Origin of the sequence: Mesorhizobium sp. M0676, assembly GCF_040320535.1 — a bacterium.
GTDB lineage: Bacteria > Pseudomonadota > Alphaproteobacteria > Rhizobiales > Rhizobiaceae > Mesorhizobium.
This window is the reverse complement of the sequence record NZ_JAMYPU010000013.1, coordinates 1-24,159: the sequence shown is the minus strand read 5'-3', so window position 1 is coordinate 24,159 and position 24,159 is coordinate 1. Positions and strand designations below refer to the sequence as shown.

The following is a 24,159-nucleotide window of genomic DNA, read 5'->3' as shown; positions in this document are numbered from 1 at the left end:
GCGGCCAAGCAATTGTGTCGTATGCAATTGCTGGCCCGATCGTTTCCATTTGACGCTTGGCCGGCAGATGGCCGAAATGGCGGCCTGTCACTTTTCCGGTGTTCATGACCCATCTGCCAACCGAATTTCCCGATTTCGGACTGACGCCCGAGCAGCGCCGCGAGGCGGTGCGCGGCCATTACTATGAATGGCCGGGAATGGACGGCGAGCGGGGCGAGATCTGGTGCTATTCTGATCGATTTTCCTACCGCGCCGGCGAGACCGTGACGCTGCATGTCAGCTCGACGGCGCCGCGCTTCAGCATTGTCATTGTCCGCGACGGCGGCAGCGAGACAAAGGTCTTCGAGCAAACGGGGCTATCGGCGCGCTGGCAGGATACGCCCGACCAGTGCTCGGTCGAAGGCTGCGGCTGGGAGGCGTCGTTTCAATTCAGCATCGGCAAGGATTGGCCGTCCGGCGCCTACCGGCTAACGCTGACGGCGGACGGCGGCGACGGCAAGCCGATCCACTGCCACCACCTCATCATCGTCGCGCCCCTGCCCGGCAAAAAGCCCGGTCGCGTGCTGCAGGTGGCGGCGACGGGCACCTGGCTGTCCTACAACACCTGGGGCGGCTCCAACGCCTATCAGGGTATCACCGGACCTGGCCGCGACCAATATGCGCGCATGGTGTCGACGCAGCGGCCGTGGTGCCGCGGCTTTGTCGTGCTGCCCAAGGACGCGCCGCGCGTGCCCCTGGAGGTCGCGGTGCCGCCGAAAGCCGTGCCGCGCTATCCGCACATGGAATGGGCGTACGCCACCGGACATTCGAAGAAATACACCTCCTCCGGCTGGGCGAGCTATGACTGCCACTTCTTCCGCTTTGCCGAGCGCGCCGGCTACGGCGTCGATCTCGCCAGCCAGCACGATTTGCACTTCTCGCCCGAAATCCTCGATGGCTATGACTGCGTGGTCTTCGTCGGCCATGACGAGTACTGGACCTGGGAAATGCGGGACGCCGTCGACAACTACGTCGAGCGCGGCGGCCATGCGGCGCGCTTTGCCGGCAATTTCATGTGGCAGACAAGGCTGGAGGACGAAGGCCGCCGGCAGGTCTGTTACAAATACCGCGCGCGGGCCGAAGACCCGGCCTATGGCGGCGACGTCACCCGCGCCACCAACTCCTGGGAAGCGCCGGAGATCGGCCGTCCCGGCGCTCTGACCTTCGGCCTTAACGCAACGAGGGGCGTCTATGCCGGCTGGGGCGGCTGCGCGCCACGCGGCGTGCGCGGCTTTCCGGTCTATCGGCCCGAGCATTGGGCCTTTGCCGGCACCGGAATCTATTATGGCGACCTGCTTGGCGCCGACAGCCATGTCTATGGCTATGAGGTCGACGGGCTCGATTTCGAGATCCGCGGCGGCCTGCCCTATCCGACACCGGACAGCGGTGCGCCTGACGGGCTGCAGGTGCTGGCCGTCGGCATGGCGAGCCAGGTCGAGGAAAGCGCCGACATCCCGATCGAGGACCAGTTTCTCACCGACGAGGATGGCCGCTTTACGGCCGAAACGCTGTTTGGCGAGGCGACCGACGCCAATCTGGAAAAGGTCAAACGCGGCAACGGCATGATCGTCAATTTCCCGCGCGGCAAGGGCGAGGTTTTCCACGCCGGAAGCTGCGAATGGGTGGCCGGCCTGCTCAGGCAGGATCCGATGGTCGAGCGCGTGACCAGGAATGTAATCGACCGCTATCTCGGAAAGACCTGACATGCAGAAGCCCTCATCAACTGGTTCAGAAACGCGCGCGCCATCGCACCTGTTCTACCTCTCCAGCCTGCGCCGGCCGCTGATCGACCGCGCCGAAGGCATCTATATGTGGACGCAGGACGGCCGCCGCTTCATCGACGGATCGAGCGGGCCGATGGTCGCCAATATCGGCCATTCCAACCGCAATGTGCTGGACGCCATGAAGCGGCAGATGGACCGCGCCACCTTCGCCTACCGCCTGCATTTCGAGAACGAGCCGGCGGAAGAACTGGCGCGGGAGCTCGCCGGCAAACTGCCGGAGGGCATGGACCGAATCTTCTTCGTCTCCGGCGGTTCGGAGGCGACGGAATCCTGCATCAAGCTGGCGCGGCAATGGGCGGTCGCGACCGGCCAGCCGAAGCGCTGGAAGGTTATCACGCGTTTTCCCTCCTATCATGGCGGCACGCTGGGTTCGCTTTCGATAACCGGCGACGATGCGCTGGCCGAAACGTTCACACCGATGATGCGGGTGATGCCGACCGTGCCGGCGCCGACGGCATGGCGCGACCGCGACAATCTTTCGATGGAGCAGCGCGGCGTCCGCTATGCCGACATGCTGGAGGAGAAGATCCAGGCCGAGGGCCCGGACAGCGTGCTCGCCTTCATCATGGAGCCGATCGGCGGTGCGGCGACTTCGGCCCTCGTCGCACCGGACAGCTATTATCCGCGTATACGCGAGATCTGCGACCGCTGCGGCATCCTGCTCATCCATGACGAAGTGATGAGCGGCGCCGGCCGCACCGGAAAATTCCTTGGCGGCGACCATTGGAACTGCAAGCCCGACATCGTCGCGCTGTCGAAGGGGCTTGGCTCCGGCTATGCGCCGCTCGGCGCGCTGGCCGCCCCGATGCGGCTGGTCGAGCCGCTGCTGGCGTCGGGCGGATTCCAGCACGGCCACACCTATGCCGGCAATCCGCTCGCCTGCGCCGCCGGGCTTGCCGTGCTCGGCGAGATGGACCGCCTCGACCTGATCGCCAACTCCGCCGCGATGGGCGATGTGCTGATGGACGGGCTGAAAGGGCTGGCGAAGCGTTTTCCGTTCATCGCCGATGTCCGAGGCAAAGGCCTGCTCACCGGCGCCGAGATGGTTGCCGATCCCGAAACTCTACGGCCGATCGAACAGGGCAAGAAAGCCACGCAGCGCCTGCTCGACCTCGCCTACGAGCGCGGGCTGATCATCTACGGCCGCAGGGTCAAGGGCGGTGTCGACGGCGACAATTTCATGGTGGCGCCGCCGATGATCGTCACGGCTGAAGAGGTCGGCGAGATCATTTCCATCATCGGCGATTCGCTGGAAGTTCTGGCCGCCGAACTCGACCTGCCGGTCGAAGGCTGAGGGCTAAAGAATGGCGCCGAGGAAAGTCATCATCACCTGCGCGGTCACTGGCTCGGTGCACACCCCGTCCATGTCGCCCTATCTGCCGGTGACGCCGGACCAGATCGCGACCGACGCCATCGCGGCGGCCGAGGCTGGCGCCTCAATCCTGCATCTCCACGCCCGCGATCCCAAAGACGGCCGGCCGACCGCCGATCCTGAGGTGTTCATGCAGTTCCTGCCGCGCATCAAGCAAGCGACCGATGCGGTGATCAACATCACCACCGGCGGTTCGTCTCTGATGACGCTCGACCAGCGGCTGGCGGCACCACTGCGGGCCGAGCCGGAAATGTGCTCGCTCAACATGGGCTCGATGAATTTCGCGCTGTTCCCGATGCTCGACAAGCCAAGGGAGTGGCAGCACGAGTGGGAACCAAAGCTGCTCGAAGCCACGCGCGACACCATCTTCAAGAACACCTTTGCCGATATGGAAGGCGTGCTCGAAAAGCTCGGCAAGGGCTGCGGCACGCGCTTTGAGTTCGAATGCTACGATGTCGGCCATCTCTATTCGCTGGCGCATTTTCGCGACCGCGGGCTGGTGTCGGGGCCGCTGTTCATCCAGTTCGTGCTCGGCATTCTCGGCGGCATCGGCGCCGATCCCGACAATCTCATCCATATGAAGCGCATCGCCGACAAGCTGTTCGGCGACAGCTACCAGTTCTCGGTGCTTGCCGCCGGCCGCCATCAGATGCCCCTGATCTCGATCGCGGCGGCGATGGGCGGCAATGTCCGCGTCGGGCTGGAGGACAGTCTCTACGATGGAAGGCAATTGGCGAAATCCAATGCCGACCAGGTGCGCAGGATACGCGCTATTCTCGACGGGTTGTCGCTGGAAGTCGCAACGCCGACCGAAGCGCGCGAGATGCTGGCGCTGAAGGGTGGCGATAGGGTGGCGTTTTGAGATGAGTGAGATGGCGGCGCTCAGTCGCACCCCTCTCTGTCCTGCCGGACATCTCCCCCTCAAGGGGGGAGATCAGCAGTTTCTGCGCTGCCGTCCATCCTGCAACGTTGGAAGTTTGCGAAGGCCGTGGCGACGTCCAATCTCCCCCCTTGAGGGGGAGATGTCCGGCAGGACAGAGGGGGGTGCCTGGGCGCCTTGCCTATGGTGAGTACAGTCACCCTCCGCCCCGGCACCATCGACGACGTCGACACCATCCATGCCGCGCTGCTCAAGCTCGGCACCCATATCGGCGCGCATCAGGAGATCACGTCCACTGCCGACGATCTCCGCCGCTACGGCTTTGGCGACAAACCCGCCTTCTCCACCCTGATCGCCGAGATCGGCGGCGATTTTGCGGGGCTCTGCCTGCATTTCCCGATCTTCTCGACATGGATGGGGCGGCCCGGCGTCTATATCCAGGACCTCTATGTCGAGGACCGGTTTCGCGGCCGCAAGGTCGGCGAAAGACTGCTGCGCCGGGTCGCGCGCGACTGCCGCCGGGATGGCGGCGCCTATCTCAGGCTGTCCGTCGATACCGACAATGACGGCGCCAAGGCTTTTTATGAGAGGCTGGGCATCGCCTGGTCGAGCTACGAGCAGACGCATAAGATTGTTGGCGATGCCTTTTTCGCCTTTGCCGATGCAGCGCAGGATGGGGACGCGGAATGAAAACCTTCTTTGCCGAGGAGCAGAAACGCCACGACCCGAAGGCCTTTCTGTCGAGCGGCGCCCCGCAGCCCAATCCCGAACAGCCGGAGCGGGTAGAGCGATTGTTAGCCGGCGCAAAATCCGCCGGATTGATGATCGAGCGGCCCAGGGAACATGGCCTAGGCCCGGTGGCGGCCGTGCATACGCCGGAGTATCTCGCCTTCCTCGAACACATTTTTGCGCGCTGGCAGCGCATCGAGGGCGCATCCGCGGAAGTCATCCCCAACATCCATCCACTGGCCCGCACAGGGTCCTATCCGGCCTCGGCGGTCGGCCAGGCCGGCTACCACATGGCCGACACCGCTTGCCCGATCTCGGCCGAAACCTGGCACAGCGCGCTGTGGAGCGCCTGGAGTGCAGTCGAAGCGGCGGAAGCTGTCATGGCAGGCGCGCCTGCCGCTTATGCGCTCTGCCGGCCGCCCGGCCACCACGCCTTTGCCGATGTCGCCGGTGGCTTCTGCTTCATCAACAATTCGGCGGTCGCAGCCCAGGTGTTGCGCAAGCAGGCGGCGCGGGTGGCGATCCTCGATGTCGACCTGCATCACGGCAACGGCACGCAAGGCATCTTTTATACGCGTTCCGACGTCCTGACGGTGTCGCTGCACGCCGATCCGGTGCGCTTCTATCCGTTCTTCTGGGGCCATGCCGATGAGCGCGGCGAAGGTCCGGGCCTCGGCTATAATTTCAACCTGCCATTGCCGCGCAAATCAGCGGACGCGGCGTTTCTGGAGGCCCTCGAAGTGGCGTTCCAGCGTATCCACGCCTTTTCGCCGGACGCGCTGGTCGTGGCGCTCGGTCTCGATGCGTTCGAGGGCGATCCGTTCGGCGGGCTTTCGGTGACCACGCCCGGCTTCGCACGCATCGGCGAGGCGATTGCCAAACTCGGGCTGCCGACGGTGATCGTCCAGGAAGGCGGCTATCTCTGCGACGAACTCGGCGACAATCTCACTGCCTTCCTCACCGGTTTCGGAGGCAAACAGCGCTGATTCAGGCCCGCTGTTGCCTCAGCATGGCGATGACCCGGTGCACGCTCTCAAGCGTCTCATCGATCTCGGCTGCCGTGTTGTAATGCGCGATGCCGATGCGCACGACGCCTTGCTCGGCCGGAATGCCGAGCTGGTGGACGATCTCCCAGGCGTAGTTGTGGCCCGACCACAGGAAGATGTTTTCGGCATTCATCTGGCGCACGATCGTCTCTGGCACGATGCCGTCGACCGTGAAGGAAACCGTCGGCACGCGTTCGCTGACGCGCTCCGGATCGGTGATGCCGCGGATGGTCAGGCCCTCGATATCCGACAGGCATTCAATCAGCCTTAGCGCCAGCGGGTTCTCGTAGGCGATCGACACTTCGTATGCCTTTGCGATCTTTTGCCTTCGCGAACCGCCCTCGCCGGCCGCAGCACCGAGTTCGGCGAAGTAATCGACCGCTGCGGTAAGTCCGGCCATCAGTTCGATCTGCGGCGTACCGAGTTCGAAGCGCTCCGGCAGGCCATTGGACGAGCAACGGCATTTGTAGGGTTTCAGCGCATCGATGATGTCGCGGCGGCCCCAAAGAATGCCCATGTGCGGGCCGAAGAACTTGTAGGCAGAGCAAACCAGGAAGTCGCAGCCGAGGTCCTGCACGTCGACCAGCCCATGCGGCGCGAACTGCACGGCGTCGACATAGACCACCGCGCCGGCCTGTTTGGCGATGGCCGTCAGCGCTTTCACCCGATTGATCGAGCCGGTGAGGTTCGAAGCATAGTTCAGCGCAACGAGCCGCGTCTTGTCGGTGAGCAGAGCGCTGAGCGCCGCCTCCTCGACCTGCCAGCTCTTCTCGTCGAAGGGCAGGAAGCGCACGACGAGGCCGAGGTCTTCGGCCAGTTGCAGCCAGGGCGAGACGTTGCCCTCATGATCCATGCGGGTGACGATGATCTCGTCGCCCGGCTTGAAGCCGCGGCCGAGCGTGCGCGACATGTGATAGGTCAGCGTCGTCATGTTGGCGCCGATGATTATTTCCTCCGCGCTCGCTGCACCCAGGAAATCGGCCATCGCCGCATGGGCGTCGTCGAACACCTTTTGCGCGGCAAGCGTGGTTTCGAAATAGCCGCCGAGATTGGCGTTGGTGGTGAGGAGGCAGCGCGCCACCGCGTCGGCAACCGCTTGCGGCACCTGCGTGCCGGCCGGATTGTCGAGATAGATGCGCCGGCGGCCCTTGTCGGTCAGGTCCAGCGCCGGAAATTTTCCCCTGACGGTCTCGATCGGAAAATCCATGGCTGTCCCCTTCCCCTTGTCTTTGCTCGGCAATCCCGGCCAAACGGTCTGCTTATGGGCACGGATTGCCGACGCGCTGGTGGATCGCGTCGACGGCCTTCTGCATCTCGTCGGTCCAGGTCACGTCGACTGAGGACAGCGCCATCTCGAGCTGGGCAATCGTCGTCGCGCCGATGATGCTGGAGGTAACAAAGGGTCGGCTGGCGACATAGGCGTTGGCGAACAGCGCCGGTTCGAGGCCGAAGGAGCGCGCCAGTTTGTTGTATGCGAGCTGCGCCTCCGCCGCATTTGGCGTCTCGTAGCGCTGGCCGCGGTTGAACAACTGCGAGCGCGAACCCTGCGGCCGTGCGCCATGGTCGTATTTGCCGGTGAGATAGCCCTGCGCCAGCGGCGAATAGGCGAGGAAGCCGACATCCTCGCGCCCGCAGACTTCGGCCAGGTTCACCTCAAAGGTACGGTTGACCAGATTGTAGGCGTTCTGCAGCGAAACGATGCGCGGGCCGACGCCCTTGTCGGCCTCGGCGATGAAGCGCATAACGCCCCAGGAGCTTTCGTTCGACAGGCCGAGATGGCGGATCTTTCCCGCCTTCACCAGTTCCTCGAAGACTGCGAGTGTCTCGGCCATCGGCGTCTCGCCGGCCGGCGCGCCAACGGCATCGGCACGGCGCGGCACAGCACCCACGCGGGTCGGGTTGGCGCCCCAGGGGATGTCGCGCTCCGGCCAATGGATCTGATAGAGATCGAGATAGTCGGTGCCGAGCTTGGACAGCGATTTGTCGATGGCGTCAAAGATGTCGGCGCGCACCAATTTCGACGGACGGTCGCCACGAAACCAGCTGCTGGCGGTACGGCCGACCACTTTCGAGGCCAGGATCACCTTGTCGCGGTTGCCCTTGGCCTTCATCCAGCTGCCGATGATCTTTTCCGTGCGCCCCTGCGTCTCGGCCTTGGGCGGGATCGGGTAGAGCTCGGCGGTGTCGATGAAATTCACGCCACGTTCAAAAGCCAGATCCATCTGCGCATGGCCATCGGCCTCGGTGTTCTGCTCGCCCCAGGTCATCGACCCCAGGCAGATCTGGGTCACAAGAAGATCGGTCCGACCGAGACGGCGTTTATGCATCGAATTTTCTCCGGCGGGAATTGCGCGGCTACGCGGGAAGGAAGCCGCATCTATAGGGAAAGCGGCGCCGCTCTCCAACCCTTAGCGGACCGACTTTTGCGTGAACCCTGGAAGTCAGCGCCGGACGCCAGCCAAAGCGCGCCGCTTGGCCTCGTCGATCAGCATGTTGGCCACCTGCATGCGGATCATTGCGCGCTGGCGCAGATGCGGCGCGACGCGGTCGGGGTGGTTGGCGAAGGCGAAGCTGCGGCGCATGCGGCCAAGGTCAGCGCTCTTGACGGGATGATCGAGGCCGAGCTCGATGGCGATCGCGTCAGGATCGATCGGCGGCAGCTTCTCCTCGGGCATTGTCTCTTCGCCGGCCAGCGCCAGCTTGGCATGATCGAGAAGGGCCGCGAATTCGGCGGCCAGATCGGCTCCCGCCTCGCGATATTCGGCGGCAAAAGTTTCGCCGGAGACCTTGATGCGGCCGGAATGAAGCTCGTCGGCCACGGAGAGATAGTCGAACGGGATCGACGGCCGGGCGCTCGTCTCTTCCGCCGCCTCATCCTTGTCGGAGGCAACGAACAGATCGTCGAGCAAGGAAGCGAAATCCCGCTTGGCGCCGATGTCAGCCTCCCCTCGTTTAAGCGTGCGAACAGAGCCGGTCGCAGCATAGAACCGGCTCGTTAAAAATGAATGCCGCTGATCTTAACCAGTTTAGGCGTTTGCGGTTTGGGCGGGCCCGGTTGGCGATGCGCAAGACCCAACAAAAAGCCGGACTGCATTTGCATGCAGTCCGGAAATTCGCCAGGAGTGGCGAGGAAAAGCCGGCCATGTGCCAGCGTCTATGCATACGGTGGGGATGCGCCACAAGTTTCAGCGCACGCGGCAATTGTGCCGAAAAAAAATCGCTTGGCATGGCTGCCATGCAAATGCTGCACTGCACAATCTTCACAATTTTCCTATACTCGGCGCCGTGGAGGATCAACAAGGGGCCGAATCATGGGGTTCTTCACTGAAATGTTTGCCCGTCCGCGTCCGCAGAAGCATCAGCGTTATCGTTCCGCCCTGGCACTGCTGCACTCGATGAGCAATGCCGATCGCGCCGACATCGGCGTCAAGCCGGCCGATTTCCCACGCATCGCGCGCCAAATGTCACTGCGTTGAGTAAGCCTTGGCGCTGAACCAGCGTCATACGAGGTTTCCCGGCAGCGGCCGGGAAACCTCGCAACGCGCAATTCGTCAACGATTACCGAGATAGGCGCCCTTGGTCAGCGGCACGCCATTGTGGCGCAGGATGTCGTAGGCGGTGGTCACGTGGAAATAGAAGTTGGGCATGGCGACATGCAGCAGATACTGCATGCCTGGCATCGAAGCTTCGCGCTGGCCAAACTTCAGTTCGACCACCCTTTCATCCGAACCCTCGAATTCGGCGGCCGAGAATGACGCCAGCAGATCGAGCGTCTTGGTCAGGCGCGCCTGCAACTCGGCGAAGGTCGCTTCATTGTCTTCGTATTTCGGCACTTCGCGACGGGCCAGCCGTGATGGCGCGCCCTTGGCGTGGTCGGTGGCAACCTGCACCTGCCTGACCAGTGCGTACATGTCGGGCGCCAGCCTCGCGGTCAAAAACACCTGCGGGTCGATCTTGCGTTCAGTTGCATTCTGTTCGGCTGCCGACAGCACGCCGGACAGCGCCTTCAGCCTGGCCGAAAACACCGGCACCGAGGCTTCATACATCGATAGTGTCACGTCAAATCTCCATTGCGGCTGAAGCGCCGACCGCGGGACGTAGCGCCTTCCCGGGCGATTCTTCAAGCGTCACCACGTCGCCGCAATCTCTATGATAGGCTCCTTTCGTGGTGGAGATTCTCCGATGAGACGCGTCTTTCTGGCAGCGGCCGCCTTTTGCTCCCTTGCCGCATCCGGCCAGGCTGTGTTCGCCGACGATGAACCGGCAGCCGATGACCAAGCCCCTTACGTCGATGACAGGTCGGATGCCGCAGCCGTCATCCGCTCGCTCTACAGCGCCATCAACCGGCACGAATTCGCCCGCGCCTGGGCTTACTACGGCGATACCAAGCCGGCAAAGGATTTTGATACCTTCGTCAAGGGCTATGACGGCACCGACAAGGTCGACGTCGAAACCGGCGCCATTTCCGATGAAGGTGCGGCCGGCAGCATCTATTACAGCGTTCCTGTCGCCATCCGCGCCACCGACAAGGACGGCAAGGAAGCAGTCTTCGCCGGCTGCTACACGCTGCGCCAGGTCAGCGCTCAGATCCAGGCCCCGCCATTCCGCCCGATCTTTATCGACAAGGGCGCGCTGAAGCCGTCCAAGGCCGATTTCGAGGAGGCGCTGCCGCCAAGCTGTGGTGACGGGCCGCCGCCGCCGAAGAAGGACACCGCACTCGAGCAGGTGAAGAAACTGTTCGCCGCCGATTATGGCGATCAGTGTGACAAGCAATTTCTCGGCGAGGAGCCGAACATCTTTTCGATCAAATACAAGGCAAAGGACGCGGCTGCCAGCGATCCCGACAAGGAAACGCGGCTTTTCGAGTTCTACTGCCAAGCGGCAGCCTATAACGCAAGTTCGGTCTACTACATGACCGACGAAGTATCGGGCGTGCGGCAGTTGCAGTTCACCGAGCCCGAAATGGATATCCGTTACGAGAACAATGACAGCGACGGCAAACTGCTGGGCATGGATATCATCGGCTTCCGCACATCCGGCTGGGCGGCCAATTCCGAATATGACGAAGACGCCAAGACGCTGACCACGTTCAACAAATGGCGCGGCATCGGCGACGCCTCGGACAAGGGGATATACCTGTTCCGTAACGGCGATTTTTCCCTCGTCCAATATGATGTGGACGCGTCTTACGATGGCGAGGAGAACCCGCAGACGGTGGTCGACTACAACACCGCGCCGTAGGGATCTTATCAGGAACCGCCGCGCTCAAGCAGTCCTTCACATTCGCCTTCTCGTTTCAGGCCGCGAACGCATCGGCCGGAAGAAGGCGCGAATGTCCTCGACCAGAAGACTCGGTTCCTCCAGCGCAGCGAAATGGCCCCCTCGCGGCATCGATGTCCATCGCTGAACGTCAAAGACCCGCGCCACCCAGGATCGAGGCGGCATCGGCAACTCGCGAGGGAAAAGCGCTACCCCAAATGGCGGCGAAACGCGTTCCAGCGTCTCGAACGCAAGAGGGAACAGTCGATTCTCCTTGTAGAGCCGCAAGGACGAGGTGAGCGCGTTGCTGAACCAATAGAGCGAAACATCCGTAAGGAGCGTGTCCATGCCGAAGGTGCGCTCCACGTCACCGTCGCAATCGCTCCAGCTACGGAACTTCTCGATCATCCAGGCTGCGAGACCGATCGGCGAGTCTGTCAGAGCATAAGCAAGCGTCTGAGGCTTCGTGCCCTGCAGATGGGCATAGGCGCCCTCCGTTGCCGTCCAGGCCGCGGCCTTTTCCAGAAAGGCCTGCTCCTCAACGGTGACAGGTGGCAGACCTGCACCCAAGGGTGGCCGATAGCTCCCGGGAATGTAATTGACGTGGACGCCAAGCACGCTTTCGGAATGGAGCCGTGCCATCCAGGCGGAAACGCCCGCGCCGATGTCGCCTCCTTGGGAAGCGAAGCGGTCGTAGCCGAGCCCGCGCATCAACTGTACCCATAATTCCGCGATGCGGCCGGAATGGAAGCCTGGTTCCGTCGGCGCCTGGGAAAAGCCGTATCCGGGCAAGGAGGGAACTACCACGTGGAAAGCGTCGGCCGGGTCACCACCATGGGCAGCTGGGTCTGCCAGCAATGGAATGACGTGTTCCATTTCGATGAACGAGCCGGGCCAGCCATGCGTTATGATCAGCGGCAGCGGCGCCGGTCCGTTGCCTGGCTGGTGGACAAAGTGGACATCTAGGTTGTTCAGCCTCGTCAGATATTGCGGCAGCCGGTTCAGCCGCGCCTCTTGCACTCTCCAGTCGAAGCGGTCTCGCCAGTAATCCGCAAGGCGCTTGATGAACGGCAGCTCGGCCCCATCGCTCCAGCCCGCTTCGCTTAGCGGAATTGGCCATCTTGTTGCGCTAAGCCGGCGCTGGAGATCTTCAAGTTGTTCGTTCGGAATTTGGATCTTGAAGGGGTGGGCGTCCATCGCTGTGCTTCCGATCTGTTGGATCATATCAGCCTACACCTAAGAGGATATCGGCCGAACCATGATTGCCAAAACCAAGGGGCACCTCTGGGCGATATGCCTCAGGGCGCCTTCGACAGCATCCAGTTCAGCGTTTGGCGCCAGTCGACCATGCGGATCGGCGTGCCATGGGTGCCGGTCTCGAACCGGACGAACCGGGTCGGATAGGCTTTCGAGTTCGCAATGATGGAGCGGAAGAAGGCCTCCTGCTTCTCCACGGGAAAGACCGGGTCCTTGCTGCCCTGGCCGAAGAACACCGGCACATGGCGCCTGTAGGCCGGGCTCGACAGGAAACTGTCATCCCATAGCGAGCCGAGCAGCAGCAGCCCGTTGATGCGCCGTCCCGTATCGTTGCGGCCGGCCAGCTTCCAGCACAGCGCACCACCCATCGAGCCGCAGGCGACGAAGATTTTCGCGTCCGGCGAGGCCTCGGCATAGTGGCCGATCAGCGCCGCGACCTGGGCCGCGCCCTTGTCGCCGAAATCGGTGAAATCGGGTGAGAGATAGAGGCCGCCATTGCCGGCCATCAGGTTCTTGATGCGGTTGAAATTGCCGCCGAAGGTGAAGTCGTCGACGCCCTGCTTGCGGCTGCCGCCCTGCCCGTGCAGGTAAAGCACGATGATGCCGGCGCCTTCGGTCTTGCCGACGGCGACATGCCTGACATCGCCGGCATCGGTTTTCAGCATCAAATCCCGCTGCACCTTGCGCACGCCGGTGTCGGTATACTTAGCCTGCACGCGCTTTTCCGGCACCTCGTCGCGGTCGTTGATGTCGCGCATCTCGCGATAGTCGATGACGGTGTAGGCGCCTTTGTCCGTGGACGAGAGCGTCGCCGGATAGGCGAAGAGGTCATCCTTGTAGGGTTTTAGTTCGAGCGCGTCGGCGTGGGCGGCAGAGAACAGGAAAAAGAGCGAAATCAGAAGGCTATGGAGCGCGGCCGCCCCCCTCTGGCCTGCCGGCCATCTCCCCCTCAAGGGGGGAGATTGGATATCACGCCGCCTTCCGCCAATCTTCAAAGCTGCAGGAAAAACTGCGAGATGAGCGCCGCCATCGAAACTGCTGATCTCCCCCCTTGAGGGGGAGATGGCCGGCAGGCCAGAGGGGGGTGCGGCGGTACGATTAGCCATACTGCATGGCATGCGTTTTTCAGCTTCGGTTTGTCAATCCTGCAGCATGCCGCCGGCGTCTTCGAGCGCCTCGCGGGTGTCGACATCGATCGACGCGCCGTCACCGATCTCGACGTCGATGACATCCAGTCCCTCGGCCTCGACCAGATGGCGGGCGCCGGTGTCGCCCTCGAGGTGGGCGATGCCTCCAAACAGCGCGCGTGGCAGCAGCACCGGATTGCCGCGGCGGCCGTCATGGGCGGCACGCACCACTAAGCGGCCGCCGTCCCTACGGAAGGCCTCGATCAACCGGTCGAGATCGGCCGATGAGATACCCGGCATGTCGCCGAGGACGATCATGGCGCCGGCCGCCTCGGCTCCAACGCGGGCAATGCCGGCTTTTAGAGACGAGGACAGGCCGTCGGCAAAATCCGGGTTGTCGGCAAAGATCACGTCGAGGCCCGAGAGCGCGGCGTGCACCCGCTCGCGCTGATGGCCGGTGACGACAACGGTGGCAGAAGCCTTGGAATCGAGCGCCCGTTCAGCGGTGCGGCGCACCAGCGGTTTGCCGTCGAACAGCGCCAGAAGCTTGTTCGGCCCGCCCATGCGGCTGGAGCGACCGGCGGCCAGAAGCACGATCTCGACCTTCAGCCCGGCTCTCGCCGGCAGCGGCTCGCGCGGCTGCGGCCGGGTCGGGATTTCCATCAAGAGGCCGCCAACTCCCATGCCGGCAATGTCCTTGGCTGTGACGTCGAGGCCGGCGATCAGCCTGTCGAGCACCCAATCGAAACCGTTCTCCTTGGGGCTGCGGGCGCAACCGGGCGCGCCGATGACGCGCTTGCCGTCGAGCGTGCCCAGCACCAGCAGATTGCCGGGATCGACGGGCATGCCCGCGCGGATCACCGTGCCACCTGCTGCCTCGATCGCCGCCGGAACGACATCGTTGAAATCGCTCATCGCCGAGGCGCCGAAGATCACCACCATGTCGTTGTCGCGCGCCAGCGCGGCCGCTGCCTCGGCTACAGGCGCGATCTCGTGCGGCGTGCGGCGCTCCGTCGTCAGCCGGCCGCCGGAGCGTGCCAGCCGGGCCTCGGTGACGCGCAGCGTCTTGTCGAGTACGCTGGCCTTGATGCCGGGCAGCATCGTCTGGATGACGCCGATGCGCACCGGCTGATAAGCGTTGACGGCGAAGATCTCGCCACCGGCGCAGATTTTCACCACCTTGTCGACCAAAGCTGAGGCGACGGCGAAGGGGATGATCTTGACCGTCGCCACCATTTGCCCCGTCTCGACCGGCGCGTGCTGCGCCAGCGTGGCGATGGTGATGGTCGGGTCGACCGCATTGATGGCGTCGATCATGGCGGCATCGACGGTGAAGAGACCGGCGGCCTTGGCATGGAGGTTGACGCGGCCGGTCGCGGCAGGTTTTGCCTCGATGTTGCGGTGGGCCATGCTGGCAGCAATCTTTTCGGCCGCCGCATCCTCGCTGAGGTCATCGGCGGCAAGCACCGCCACGACGATCTCGGTAATGCCGGCCGCCTTCAGCACGGCCACGTCCTGCGTGCTTAGCCTGTGCGCCTTGCGGAAACGCCGCTCGCCGGCCGTCGTGGCATGCGCCAGCACCGCGCCTTGCGCCTGGTCGATTGGAACCGGACCGAATCTCACGCCGCAGCGCCTTTCGATTCCAGCCCGCGCGAGCGGAAGGCGTGGATCGTCTGCGCCAGGACGGCGACGGCGATCTCGGCCGGGCTCGCCGCGCCAATGTCGAGGCCGATCGGGGCGTGGATGCGAGAGATCTGGTCGGCGGTCGCGCCGAGCGCCAGCAGGCGCTCGACGCGCCTGGCGTGTGTTTTGCGGCTGCCGAGTGCGCCGACATAGAAACAGTTGGCGTCGAGCGCGGCCTTCAGTGCGAAATCGTCGATCTTCGGATCATGGGTTACGGCGGCGAGCGCCGTATAGCTGTCGAGCGGCTGGCGTTTCAGCACATCCTCCGGCCATTCGGCATGGAGTGCTACATCGGGAAAACGGTCCGGGGTGGCGAAGGCGGTGCGCGGATCGACGATCTCCAGGGGATAGCCGGCGATCCTGGCCATCGGCGCCAGCGCCTGACTGATATGGACGGCGCCGACTACCACCAGGCGCGGCTGCGGCAAATGCGCGTTGAGGAAGAAGGTGCGCCCTTCAGCCTCGACCGCACCGGAATTGCCGGTGCGAAATGCCTTGGCGATCGCTTGCCCGAGATCGCCGGCAACCTGGTCGCCTTCGCGCACGATGCGGTCGCGGCCGTCGCCGAGATCGGTGACCAGGATCGCGGCGCGGCGGGCCCGGCGTTCGGCATTGAGCGTTTTGAGAGCGTAGGGATCCATGCCTAACCAAGCCGCTCCACATAGACCTTGATGCGGCCGCCGCAGGACAGGCCGACCTGCCAGGCGGTTTCGTCGGCAACGCCGAACTCCAGCATTTTGGCCTTGCCGCTATCGATGACGTCGATCGCCTCGCTTACCACGGCGCCCTCGACGCAGCCGCCCGAGACCGAGCCGTGGAAATTGCCTTCGGCGTCGATGACCAGATGACTGCCGACCGGCCTCGGCGCCGAACCCCAGGTCTCGACCACAGTGGCGATGGCGACATCCTTGCCGTCCTTCATCCAGCCTTCCGCGATGATCAAGGGGTCGCGGGCCTCATCGAGATAGATGCTGTTGTCCATGATCGCTTGCCTCAAAGTCTGTTTTTCTCTGGAGCCTGTTTTCGGAATCCAATATGGCTATGCGGCGCGCCTGACACCAGCGTCCAGCCAGCGACGCGGATCGACCGAAGCGGCGGATTTCTTGTCCAGCGAGGCGCAGAGGTCGGCCAGCGCATCGAGATTGTGTACCGAGCGGAACTCGTCGACATGAGGCAGCATCGCTCTGACGCCGCGGGCGCGGGCCTCGAAACCGTCGAAGCGCAATAGGGGATTCAGCCAGATCAGCCGCCGGCAGGATTTGTGCAGGCGATCCATCTCCTCCGACAGGCCGGCGACATCGTCGCGCTCCAGCCCGTCGGTGATCAGCAGCACCACCGCACCCTGCCCGAGCACGCGGCGTGACCAGTGCTTGTTGAACTCCGCCAGCGTATCGCCGATGCGGGTGCCGCCCGACCAGTCCTTCACCGCCGCCGAGCAGTCGGCAAGGGCGGCATCGGGGTCGCGATGGCGCATCTGCCGCGTGAGATTGGTCAGCCGCGTGCCGAAGACGAAGGTGTGCACGCGCCGCCGTTTTTCGGTCAGCGCATGCAGAAAGTGCAGGAAGATGCGCGTGTACTGGCTCATCGAACCGGAGATATCGGCGAGAACCACCAGCGGCGGATGCACTTCGCGGGCTGAGCGGAATTTCGGCAGGATCAGTTCGCCGCCGGTGCGCGCGGCCGAGCGCATCATGGCGCGTGGATCGATACGGCGGCCATGCAGGTCTGCCTTGAAGCGTCGGGTACGGACCATGTCGAACGGCAGCCGCAGCCGGGCAATCGCCTTCTTGGCGTCTGCCATCTCGTCGGCATTCATCTGGGCAAAGTCCTTGCCGCGCAGCACTTCATTCCCAGAGAAGGTTAGCCGGGCGTCGACTTCAATCTCCGGGATTTCCCTGACCGGCCGATTCTTCTCGTGGCCTTCGAACATGGCCTGGCTGACGCGGTTTTCTGCCGTGCGCGGCTTTTGCTTCTCCCTGGTGTCGGGCGCCACCGGCGAGAACATCGCCAGAAGTTTCTCGATCAGCTCGCGCGATTTCCAGAACAGCCGGAAGGCTTCGTCGAAAACAGGGTGATCCTCGTGCCGCGACACCAGCACGGCATGCAGCGTCCAGTAGAAATCGTCGCGCGAACCGATGCCGGCTGCCAGGACCGCCTCGATCCCATCCTTGACCGAAGCCGGCCCGACCCGCATGCCGGATTTGCGCAAGGTGCGGGCGAAATAGACGATGTTGTCGGCGATGCGCCCGTCTTCCGTCGCCTCTCTGGGGTCGGTCTCTTTGGGGTAAGCACCCGGCGCCTTCACTGCCCTACTCCGCCGCCGCCAGTTCGGCCTTGACCTCATCGAGGATGCGCCGGCCCTCGCCCGCGCCGATGCGGGCAATGTCGTCCTGGTATTTCAACAAAACGCCGATCGTGTCGGAGACGGTTTCGGGATCGAGCGCCACCTTGTCGAGTTCGGTCAGCGCGCCGGCCCAGTCGATGGTTTCGGCGACACCCGGCGCCTTGAACAGCTCGACCCGGCGCAGCTTCTGGATGAACGACACCACTTCCGCGGAAAGTCGGCTGTTGGCCTGCGGCACCTTGCGGCGCACGATCTCCAGCTCGCGCTCGGCATTGGGATAGTCGACCCAGTGATAGAGGCAGCGCCGCTTCAGCGCGTCGTGGATTTCGCGGGTGCGGTTGGTGGTGATGATGACGATCGGCGGCTCCTCCGCCTTGATCGTGCCAAGCTCGGGCACCGTCACCTGGAAATCGGACAGGATTTCGAGCAGGAACGCCTCGAAGGCTTCGTCGGTGCGGTCGAGCTCGTCGATCAGGAACACCGGGGCCGCACCCGCCTTGCCGGTCAGCGCATCGAGCACCGGCCGGCGGATCAGGTATTTTTCGGAAAAGACATTGCGCTCCATGTCGGAGCGGTCGACCGAGCCTGCCGCCTCCTCCATGCGGATCTCTATCATCTGCGCGGCGTAATTCCACTCATAGACAGCGGACGAGACGTCGAGCCCTTCATAGCATTGCAGGCGGATCAGCCGGCGGCCGAGTGCCTGCGCCAGCACCTTGGCGATCTCGGTCTTGCCGACGCCGGCCTCGCCCTCGAGGAAGAGCGGCCGCTGCATGCGCAGGGACAGGAACAGCACCGTTGCGAGCGAGCGGTCCGCGACATAGTCCGCGCCGGTCAGGAGATCGAGCGTTTCGTCGATCGTCCGCGGCGCGGGGCGCGGTTTCAGCTCGGTCATTCTTTCTCCGTTGCCGCCTCTGCTCCGCTCTGCAGCACGTGGTAGTCGCGGGCGTGGTAGATCAGCGGCCGCAAATTATCGCCCATGCGCAGGCCTGTCACCTTGCCAAAAAGCACACGATGGGTGGCGAGATCCTTGGTGTCCATCAAAGCGCAGTCGAAAACCGCAAGAGCGCCCTTCAGGGTAGGCGCGCCCGTCGATATGACATCCCACTCGCCAAGCGCGAAACGCTCATCGGCCGACAGCCCGGTTAGGCCTGAAAACGCCACCGATAGCGGCTGCTGGTGCGAAGCCAGCGTGTTCAGCGCAAACCGGCCGTTTTGCACGAACAGCTCGTTCTTGGCATTCTCGCGGTTGAGACAGACGAGAACCGTCGGCGGCGTGTCCGACACCGAACAGGCGGCAATCACCGTGGTGCCGCGTTTGCCGGCGGGCCCGTCGGTGGTCACCACATGGACGTGGCCGGCAAAATGCGCCATCGCGTCGCGATAGGCCTGAGGCCCTATGTCGTTCAACTTCAACACCGATGATTTTCCATAAGCGGGAATCCAAGCGTTATATATGGCGGCACACAATAGGCCACAAGCGAAGTGGTTGACGCCAATCCGCAAATTCCCGTGTTGCGCCTGGGGCGGGCAGCCTTTAGGTCTTGGCGGAAGAGACGCTGGAAGCATGCGACCGGCACGGAGGAATTCGTCGTCAGAATGCGACCCCTAACAGCTGTAATAGCGGCACTGCTCTGGCTGCTGCCGGCAAGCGCCGGCGCGCAGACTTTGCTTGTCGGCGTCGCCGCACCCCTGTCCGGTCCGTCGGCGATCCTGGGCAAGCAGATCGAGGCGGGTGCTGCCCTGGCAGCAGAAGCCAGCGGCGCCGAGATCAGGACGGTCGACGATGCCTGCACCGCCGATGGCGGGGCTGCCGCCGCCAGGGAATTCGCCGCTGCGAAGGTCGATATCGTCGTCGGCTTCCTCTGCACCGAGGCGATCCAGGCGGCGCTGCCGATCCTCAAGGACGCCAACATACCGGTCATCACCGTTGGCGTGCGCACCGAAAGCCTGACCGATCGCCGCGCCAAAACCGGCTGGCCGGTCTACCGGCTGGGGCCACGCGGCGACGACGAGCGCAATGCGGTGGCCGGCATCCTGACCCGGCTGTGGCAGAGCGAATTGTTCGCCATCGTCGATGACGGGACCATCTATGGCCGCGAAATCGCCGAGACGCTGCGCGCAGCGGCCGAACAGGCGGCGCTGAAGCCGGTCTTCACAGACACGTTCCGGCCCCAGCTCGACAACCAGATCGGGCTGATCGGCCGGCTGAAGAAATCAGGCGCGACGCATGTCTTTGCCGGTGGCGACGGCGACGACATCGCCATTATGGGCCGCGACGCCGGCCAGCTCGAGGCCGGCATCGTCTTTGCCGGCGGCGAGAATTTGCGCACGCCACCCGGCGATGTGCCTTACGCCATCGGCACGCTGATGATCGCGCCGCCGGAATGGGCCGATGTCGCCGATCCCAAGGTGCTGGCGGCGTTTACGGCCAAAAACATCGCGCCGGATGGCTATGCCTTGCCGGCCTACGCGGCGGTGGAGATTGCCAAGGCGGCCTCGGCCGCGCCCGAGACCTCGGGCAAGGGGCTGGCCGACGCGCTAACCGGGCATGATTTCACCACCGCGATCGGCCCGCTGCGGTTCGACGACAAAGGCGATCTGAGCCAAAACCTCTATCGCGCCTTCCGCTTCGACGGGACGCGTTTCGTGCCGGCGGAGACGAACTGATGTTTCGCACCGGGCCGCGCAATCTGATCACCGATGTCGCCGGCTTGCGCGTCGGCAACGCGTCGGATGCCACGCTGAAATCGGGCGTCACCACCGTATTGTGCGACGAACCGGCGGTCGGTGGCGTGCAGATCCTCGGCGGCGCGCCGGGCACGCGCGAGACCGATTTGCTCGAACCGCACCATTCCATCGAGGCGGTTCATGCCGTCGTGCTTTCGGGCGGTTCGGCCTTCGGCCTCGACGCCGCGTCGGGCGTGCAGGCGGCGTTGCGTGAAAAAGGCATTGGCGTCGATGTCGGCGGCTTTCGGGTGCCGATCGTGCCGGCGGCGATCCTGTTTGACCTGCGCAATGGCGGCGACAAGGATTGGGGCCGTTATCCTCCCTACCGCGACCTCGGCTACGAAGCCGCCCAGGCGGCAACAGTCGACTTTCCGCTCGGCACAATCGGCGCCGGCACCGGCGCGCTAAGCTCCGGGCTGAAGGGCGGCCTCGGCTCGGCCTCGACCGCGCTCGACAGCGGCATCACCATCGGCGCGCTCGCCGCCGCCAACCCGACCGGCTCGGTGACGATTGCGCGTACACGCTATTTCTGGGCGGCACCCTTCGAGATCGGCGATGAGTTCGGAGGCCTCGGCTATCCCTCGCCGATGCCGGACGACGCCAGGCGGATCCTGTTGAAATACCGCGACAAGCGTGTCGGTGGACAAGTGGAGGCCGGTGGCAACACCACCATCGCCGTCATCGCCACCGATGCTGTGCTGACCAAGGCGGCAGCCAAGCGGCTGGCCATTTCAGCGCATGACGGCTTCGTGCGCGCCATCTGGCCGGTGCACACGCCGGCCGACGGCGATCTGGTGTTCGCGCTGGCGACGGGGAAGAGCGGCATAGAACTCAGCGCCGACGATGCCGTCGATTTCTTTGCCACTGCCGGCGCCACCATGGCGCGCGCAATCAGCCGCGGCATCCATGCCGCGACGCCGGCCGAAGGCGACCTGTTTGCGGTGTGGTCGTCGCGCTGATTTTCAGTCAGGTCGGGTCGGACTCTTCTTCCTCGAAGCTGACCGCGACATCCGAATTTGCCGACAGCCAGACTTTCTGGCCCTCGACCTCGGCAAGCAGGCTCAAGGGAATGTAGTGGTGATGCCCCTGATGGGCGCCCTCGCCGCTGTCGGCCTTGGTCAACTTGATCCGCTCGCCATCGACCCTGTCGACGGTGCCGATGTGAACGCCGTCGGCGCCGACCACTTCCATATGCTCGCGAATCTTGCTGGCCTCAGTCATGGGGTGTTCTCCTTTTGAAAACGATCGACGATAACAAACAGAGGCGAAATTGGATGCATCGCCTTTCGAATAGCACGATGTTTTGACTGTCTCGTGATATGGAACGATCGAACCACGGCAGGCGGAGCGGAACCCCGATGCGAAATCTCGTCCTGATTGGCGTTTGCCTGCTGGTCCATCTGGCATCCGCCATGGCCGCCCGAGCGGGCGATGTCGCCGAGCTTGAAATCCTCGGCTTCAGCAAGGATGGCAGCGTCTTCGCCTTCGAGGAATATGGTGTGGCAGACGGTTCGGGCTTTCCCTATGCCAATCGCTACTACATCAACACCGCCGACGACACGTTCCTGAAGGGCACGCCAATCCGGGTCCGGCTGGAGGATGAGACCGCCTCGCTCGATACGGCCCGTCAGCAGGCCAGGCAGAAGGGCGAAGCCGTCGTTGTGCAGGCCGAACTCACCGCAAACCGCGGCATCACCGCCGGCTTCAACCCGGTGACCGAATTGTCGGCCGACCCGTTCCGCATGGTGGTGAACCCACGGCCGATCTTTTCGCCGGTCGACCCGCCGCTGGAATTCCGGCTGGACGAGATCGGCATGAATGACACCGAAAGCTGCCAGAGCCAGGGCGAGGTCAACGGTTTTCGCCTGCTGCGGATCGAGGCCAGGGATGGCGGCCAGACCCATCTGCTGCATGAGGATAAATCGATCCCGAAAAGCCGTGGCTGCCCGAACGGCTACAGGATCGGCGCGGTGCAGACGTTCTCGATGGACAGCATCAGCGCCTATGCGGTGCTGATCGCAGTGCGCCAATACGGCTTCGAAGGACCGGATTTTCGCTGGATCGCCGTGACCGGACGCCTGTGACATCGCTCGATCAATCCAGTTGGCGCAAGCGCGCCGGAAATCGCGTCAGCCGCGCCATACCATCGACGGGCGCGGCGCTTGTCGGCGCCTTGCTGTGGGCGATGGCCATGGGCGCCAGCGCGCTGACCGGTCTTTGGCTCGACAATTGGGAGACCCCGGAAAAGATCCGCTTCGTCGTCCTGCTGTTTGCGACCGGCGCGGCATTGGCCTTTCCCGTCGGGTTGTTCGCGGCGCGGCTGGTCTCGCTCGACCGGCATTGGGAGGTGGCGTTCGCCGCCGCCTTCGTCTGCCTGCTTGCCACGACGCTCGCCTTCACCGGCGGGTTGTTTGCGCTGCAATACCGCTCCTACTATGCCGAATGGCACGCGGAGGCCTTCACCGCCCGGTGGGCGTTCGAACTGGTCTTCACCTCGCTGACGGCGCTCTACCAGTTCGTGGTGCTGGGTATCAGGCTCTATTTTCCGCTCGGATTCATCGCGCTTGCCGCCGCCAGCGTGTGGTTTGCACGCCGGCAGCGTTGAGCATTCGGTCCGCCTCTGATAGGAGGCGCACTTAACCACCGACACATCAGGACTGACGGATGATCCCTCGCTATTCCCGGCCGGAAATGGTCGCCATCTGGTCGCCGGAAACCCGCTTCCGCATCTGGTTCGAGATCGAGGCCCATGCCTGCGATGCGCTGGCCGAGCTCGGCGTCATCCCCAGAGAAGCCGCCAAGACCATCTGGGAAAAAGGCGGCGCCGCCCAATTCGACGTCGGCAAGATCGACGAGATCGAGGCCGTCACCAAGCACGACGTCATCGCCTTCCTCACCCATCTCGCCGAATTCGTCGGGCCGGATGCGCGTTTCATCCACCAGGGCATGACCTCATCGGATGTTCTCGACACCTGCCTTGCGGTGCAGCTCGGCCGCGCCAGCGATATCCTGCTGGCCGACCTCGACGGCCTGCTCGCCGCGCTGAAGCGCCGGGCCTTCGAGCACAAGGACACCGTCACCATCGGCCGCAGCCACGGCATTCATGCCGAGCCGACCACGTTCGGCGTCAAGCTGGCGCAGGCCTTTGCCGAGTTCTCACGCTGCCGCGAGCGGCTGGTGCACGCACGGGAGGATATTGCCACCTGCGCCATATCGGGCGCGATCGGCACCTTCGCCAACATCGATCCCTATGTGGAAGAACATGTGGCGAAAAAGCTTGGGCTGAAGCCGGAGCCGGTGTCGACGCAGGTCATCCCTCGCGACCGCCATGCCATGTTCTTTGCCACGCTCGGCGTCATCGCCTCGTCGGTCGAGCGGCTGGCGACCGAGATCCGCCATCTGCAGCGCACCGAGGTGCTGGAAGCGGAAGAGTATTTTTCGCCGGGCCAGAAGGGCTCGTCGGCAATGCCGCACAAGCGCAACCCGGTGCTGACCGAAAACCTCACCGGCCTTGCCCGCATGGTGCGCTCCATGGCCTTGCCGGCGATGGAGAATGTCGCGCTCTGGCACGAGCGCGACATTTCGCATTCCTCGGTCGAGCGCATGATCGGCCCGGACGCCACGATAACACTCGATTTCGCGCTGTCGCGGTTGACCGGCGTCATCGACAAATTGCTGGTCTATCCCGACAACATGCTGAAGAACATGAACAAGTTCCGTGGCCTTGTGCATTCGCAGCGCGTGCTTTTGGCGCTGACGCAAGCCGGCGTCAGCCGCGAGGACGCCTACCGCCTGGTGCAGCGCAACGCCATGAAGGTATGGGGACATGGCGCTGATTTCCTTGAGGAATTGTTGGCCGACAAGGAAGTCACCGCAGCGCTGCCCGAAGCCGAGATCCGCGAGAAATTC

General features: G+C 63.9%; 25 protein-coding genes. 12 read left to right on the top strand and 13 right to left on the bottom strand.

The window, feature by feature from the left end:
* The first annotated feature begins 104 nt into the window (after positions 1–104).
* From NKI35_RS16120 to NKI35_RS16100, 5 genes are all read left to right on the top strand, one after another.
* Positions 105–1,742: a N,N-dimethylformamidase beta subunit family domain-containing protein gene (locus NKI35_RS16120; RefSeq protein ID WP_352740842.1), complete on the top strand. Its 1,638-nt coding sequence runs from the start codon at positions 105–107 to the stop codon at positions 1,740–1,742.
* 1 nt (position 1,743) lies between these two features.
* Positions 1,744–3,117 (top strand): aminotransferase family protein, encoded by a 1,374-nt coding sequence (locus NKI35_RS16115; protein WP_352740840.1) that lies wholly within the window; start codon positions 1,744–1,746, stop codon positions 3,115–3,117.
* Between the two features lie 10 nt (positions 3,118–3,127).
* Positions 3,128–4,057 carry a 3,5-dioxohexanoate:acetyl-CoA acetone transferase gene (kce, locus tag NKI35_RS16110; protein ID WP_023711469.1) on the top strand — a complete coding sequence of 310 codons (930 nt, stop codon included), beginning with the start codon at positions 3,128–3,130 and terminating at the stop codon, positions 4,055–4,057.
* A 201-nt stretch (positions 4,058–4,258) separates the two neighbouring features.
* On the top strand, positions 4,259–4,765 hold the full coding sequence (locus NKI35_RS16105; RefSeq protein WP_352740838.1) for a GNAT family N-acetyltransferase: 507 nt from the start codon (positions 4,259–4,261) through the stop codon (positions 4,763–4,765).
* Positions 4,762–5,790, top strand: a complete 1,029-nt coding sequence (locus tag NKI35_RS16100; RefSeq protein ID WP_352740836.1) for a histone deacetylase family protein — start codon at positions 4,762–4,764, stop codon at positions 5,788–5,790. The genes NKI35_RS16105 and NKI35_RS16100 overlap by 4 nt, the downstream gene beginning before the upstream one ends.
* 1 nt (position 5,791) lies before the next feature.
* Here the strand turns inward: NKI35_RS16100 and NKI35_RS16095 are convergent, their stop codons facing one another.
* From NKI35_RS16095 to NKI35_RS16085, 3 genes are all read right to left on the bottom strand, one after another.
* Positions 5,792–7,057, bottom strand: a complete 1,266-nt coding sequence (locus tag NKI35_RS16095) for a cysteine desulfurase-like protein (protein WP_352740834.1) — start codon at positions 7,055–7,057, stop codon at positions 5,792–5,794.
* A gap of 52 nt (positions 7,058–7,109) precedes the next feature.
* Complete coding sequence (locus NKI35_RS16090) at positions 7,110–8,177, bottom strand: aldo/keto reductase (protein ID WP_352740832.1); 1,068 nt, start codon at positions 8,175–8,177, stop codon at positions 7,110–7,112.
* 114 nt (positions 8,178–8,291) lie between these two features.
* A complete protein-coding gene (locus tag NKI35_RS16085; protein ID WP_352740830.1) occupies positions 8,292–8,759 on the bottom strand; it encodes a hypothetical protein in 468 nt (155 codons plus the stop codon).
* Between the two features lie 402 nt (positions 8,760–9,161).
* On the opposite strand from NKI35_RS16085, the gene NKI35_RS16080 reads away from it, so the two are divergent.
* Positions 9,162–9,326, top strand: a complete 165-nt coding sequence (locus tag NKI35_RS16080) for a hypothetical protein (RefSeq protein WP_352740828.1) — start codon at positions 9,162–9,164, stop codon at positions 9,324–9,326.
* Between the two features lie 75 nt (positions 9,327–9,401).
* On the opposite strand, the gene NKI35_RS16075 is transcribed toward NKI35_RS16080, so the two are convergent.
* Complete coding sequence (locus NKI35_RS16075; protein ID WP_023690171.1) at positions 9,402–9,908, bottom strand: DUF1993 domain-containing protein; 507 nt, start codon at positions 9,906–9,908, stop codon at positions 9,402–9,404.
* 124 nt (positions 9,909–10,032) lie between these two features.
* Here NKI35_RS16075 and NKI35_RS16070 point away from each other — a divergent pair, with 124 nt between their 5' ends.
* Positions 10,033–11,091 carry a DUF1176 domain-containing protein gene (locus NKI35_RS16070; RefSeq protein ID WP_352740826.1) on the top strand — a complete coding sequence of 353 codons (1,059 nt, stop codon included), beginning with the start codon at positions 10,033–10,035 and terminating at the stop codon, positions 11,089–11,091.
* Between the two features lie 36 nt (positions 11,092–11,127).
* Here NKI35_RS16070 and NKI35_RS16065 read toward each other — a convergent pair whose 3' ends face one another.
* The 8 genes from NKI35_RS16065 to NKI35_RS16030 form a co-directional block, all read right to left on the bottom strand.
* Positions 11,128–12,333, bottom strand: a complete 1,206-nt coding sequence (locus NKI35_RS16065; protein ID WP_245259855.1) for an epoxide hydrolase family protein — start codon at positions 12,331–12,333, stop codon at positions 11,128–11,130.
* Between the two features lie 74 nt (positions 12,334–12,407).
* Positions 12,408–13,265, bottom strand: a complete 858-nt coding sequence (locus tag NKI35_RS16060) for an alpha/beta hydrolase family protein (protein WP_502897147.1) — start codon at positions 13,263–13,265, stop codon at positions 12,408–12,410.
* A gap of 240 nt (positions 13,266–13,505) precedes the next feature.
* Positions 13,506–15,116, bottom strand: a complete 1,611-nt coding sequence (locus NKI35_RS16055; RefSeq protein WP_352740822.1) for an NTP transferase domain-containing protein — start codon at positions 15,114–15,116, stop codon at positions 13,506–13,508.
* Positions 15,113–15,817 carry an XdhC family protein gene (locus tag NKI35_RS16050; protein ID WP_352740820.1) on the bottom strand — a complete coding sequence of 235 codons (705 nt, stop codon included), beginning with the start codon at positions 15,815–15,817 and terminating at the stop codon, positions 15,113–15,115. Before NKI35_RS16050 ends, NKI35_RS16055 begins: the two co-directional genes overlap by 4 nt.
* A gap of 2 nt (positions 15,818–15,819) precedes the next feature.
* Positions 15,820–16,158 carry an XdhC family protein gene (locus NKI35_RS16045; RefSeq protein ID WP_023734542.1) on the bottom strand — a complete coding sequence of 113 codons (339 nt, stop codon included), beginning with the start codon at positions 16,156–16,158 and terminating at the stop codon, positions 15,820–15,822.
* A gap of 57 nt (positions 16,159–16,215) precedes the next feature.
* The gene (locus NKI35_RS16040) at positions 16,216–17,481 is read right to left on the bottom strand and encodes a vWA domain-containing protein (RefSeq protein ID WP_023684901.1); all 1,266 of its coding nucleotides are present in this window, start codon (positions 17,479–17,481) and stop codon (positions 16,216–16,218) included.
* Between the two features lie 4 nt (positions 17,482–17,485).
* A complete protein-coding gene (locus NKI35_RS16035; protein ID WP_023700847.1) occupies positions 17,486–18,415 on the bottom strand; it encodes an AAA family ATPase in 930 nt (309 codons plus the stop codon).
* Positions 18,412–18,939, bottom strand: coding sequence for a flavin reductase (locus tag NKI35_RS16030; protein WP_352740818.1), 528 nt, complete (start codon positions 18,937–18,939; stop codon positions 18,412–18,414). Before NKI35_RS16030 ends, NKI35_RS16035 begins: the two co-directional genes overlap by 4 nt.
* A 180-nt stretch (positions 18,940–19,119) precedes the next feature.
* On the opposite strand from NKI35_RS16030, the gene NKI35_RS16025 reads away from it, so the two are divergent.
* Together NKI35_RS16025 and NKI35_RS16020 are read left to right on the top strand one after the other, a co-directional pair.
* Positions 19,120–20,190, top strand: a complete 1,071-nt coding sequence (locus NKI35_RS16025; protein ID WP_352740816.1) for a branched-chain amino acid ABC transporter substrate-binding protein — start codon at positions 19,120–19,122, stop codon at positions 20,188–20,190.
* Positions 20,190–21,209 carry a P1 family peptidase gene (locus NKI35_RS16020; RefSeq protein WP_352459423.1) on the top strand — a complete coding sequence of 340 codons (1,020 nt, stop codon included), beginning with the start codon at positions 20,190–20,192 and terminating at the stop codon, positions 21,207–21,209. Before NKI35_RS16025 ends, NKI35_RS16020 begins: the two co-directional genes overlap by 1 nt.
* Positions 21,210–21,216: 7 nt before the next feature.
* Here the strand turns inward: NKI35_RS16020 and NKI35_RS16015 are convergent, their stop codons facing one another.
* The gene (locus NKI35_RS16015) at positions 21,217–21,471 is read right to left on the bottom strand and encodes a DUF2171 domain-containing protein (RefSeq protein ID WP_023669083.1); all 255 of its coding nucleotides are present in this window, start codon (positions 21,469–21,471) and stop codon (positions 21,217–21,219) included.
* Between the two features lie 137 nt (positions 21,472–21,608).
* Here NKI35_RS16015 and NKI35_RS16010 point away from each other — a divergent pair, with 137 nt between their 5' ends.
* From NKI35_RS16010 to purB, 3 genes are all read left to right on the top strand, one after another.
* On the top strand, positions 21,609–22,334 hold the full coding sequence (locus NKI35_RS16010) for a DUF2259 domain-containing protein (protein ID WP_352518838.1): 726 nt from the start codon (positions 21,609–21,611) through the stop codon (positions 22,332–22,334).
* 56 nt (positions 22,335–22,390) lie between these two features.
* Positions 22,391–22,855, top strand: a complete 465-nt coding sequence (locus NKI35_RS16005) for a hypothetical protein (RefSeq protein ID WP_352518884.1) — start codon at positions 22,391–22,393, stop codon at positions 22,853–22,855.
* 59 nt (positions 22,856–22,914) lie between these two features.
* A partial coding sequence (gene purB / locus NKI35_RS16000) for an adenylosuccinate lyase (RefSeq protein WP_352740814.1) occupies positions 22,915–24,159 on the top strand: 1,245 nt, incomplete at its 3' end.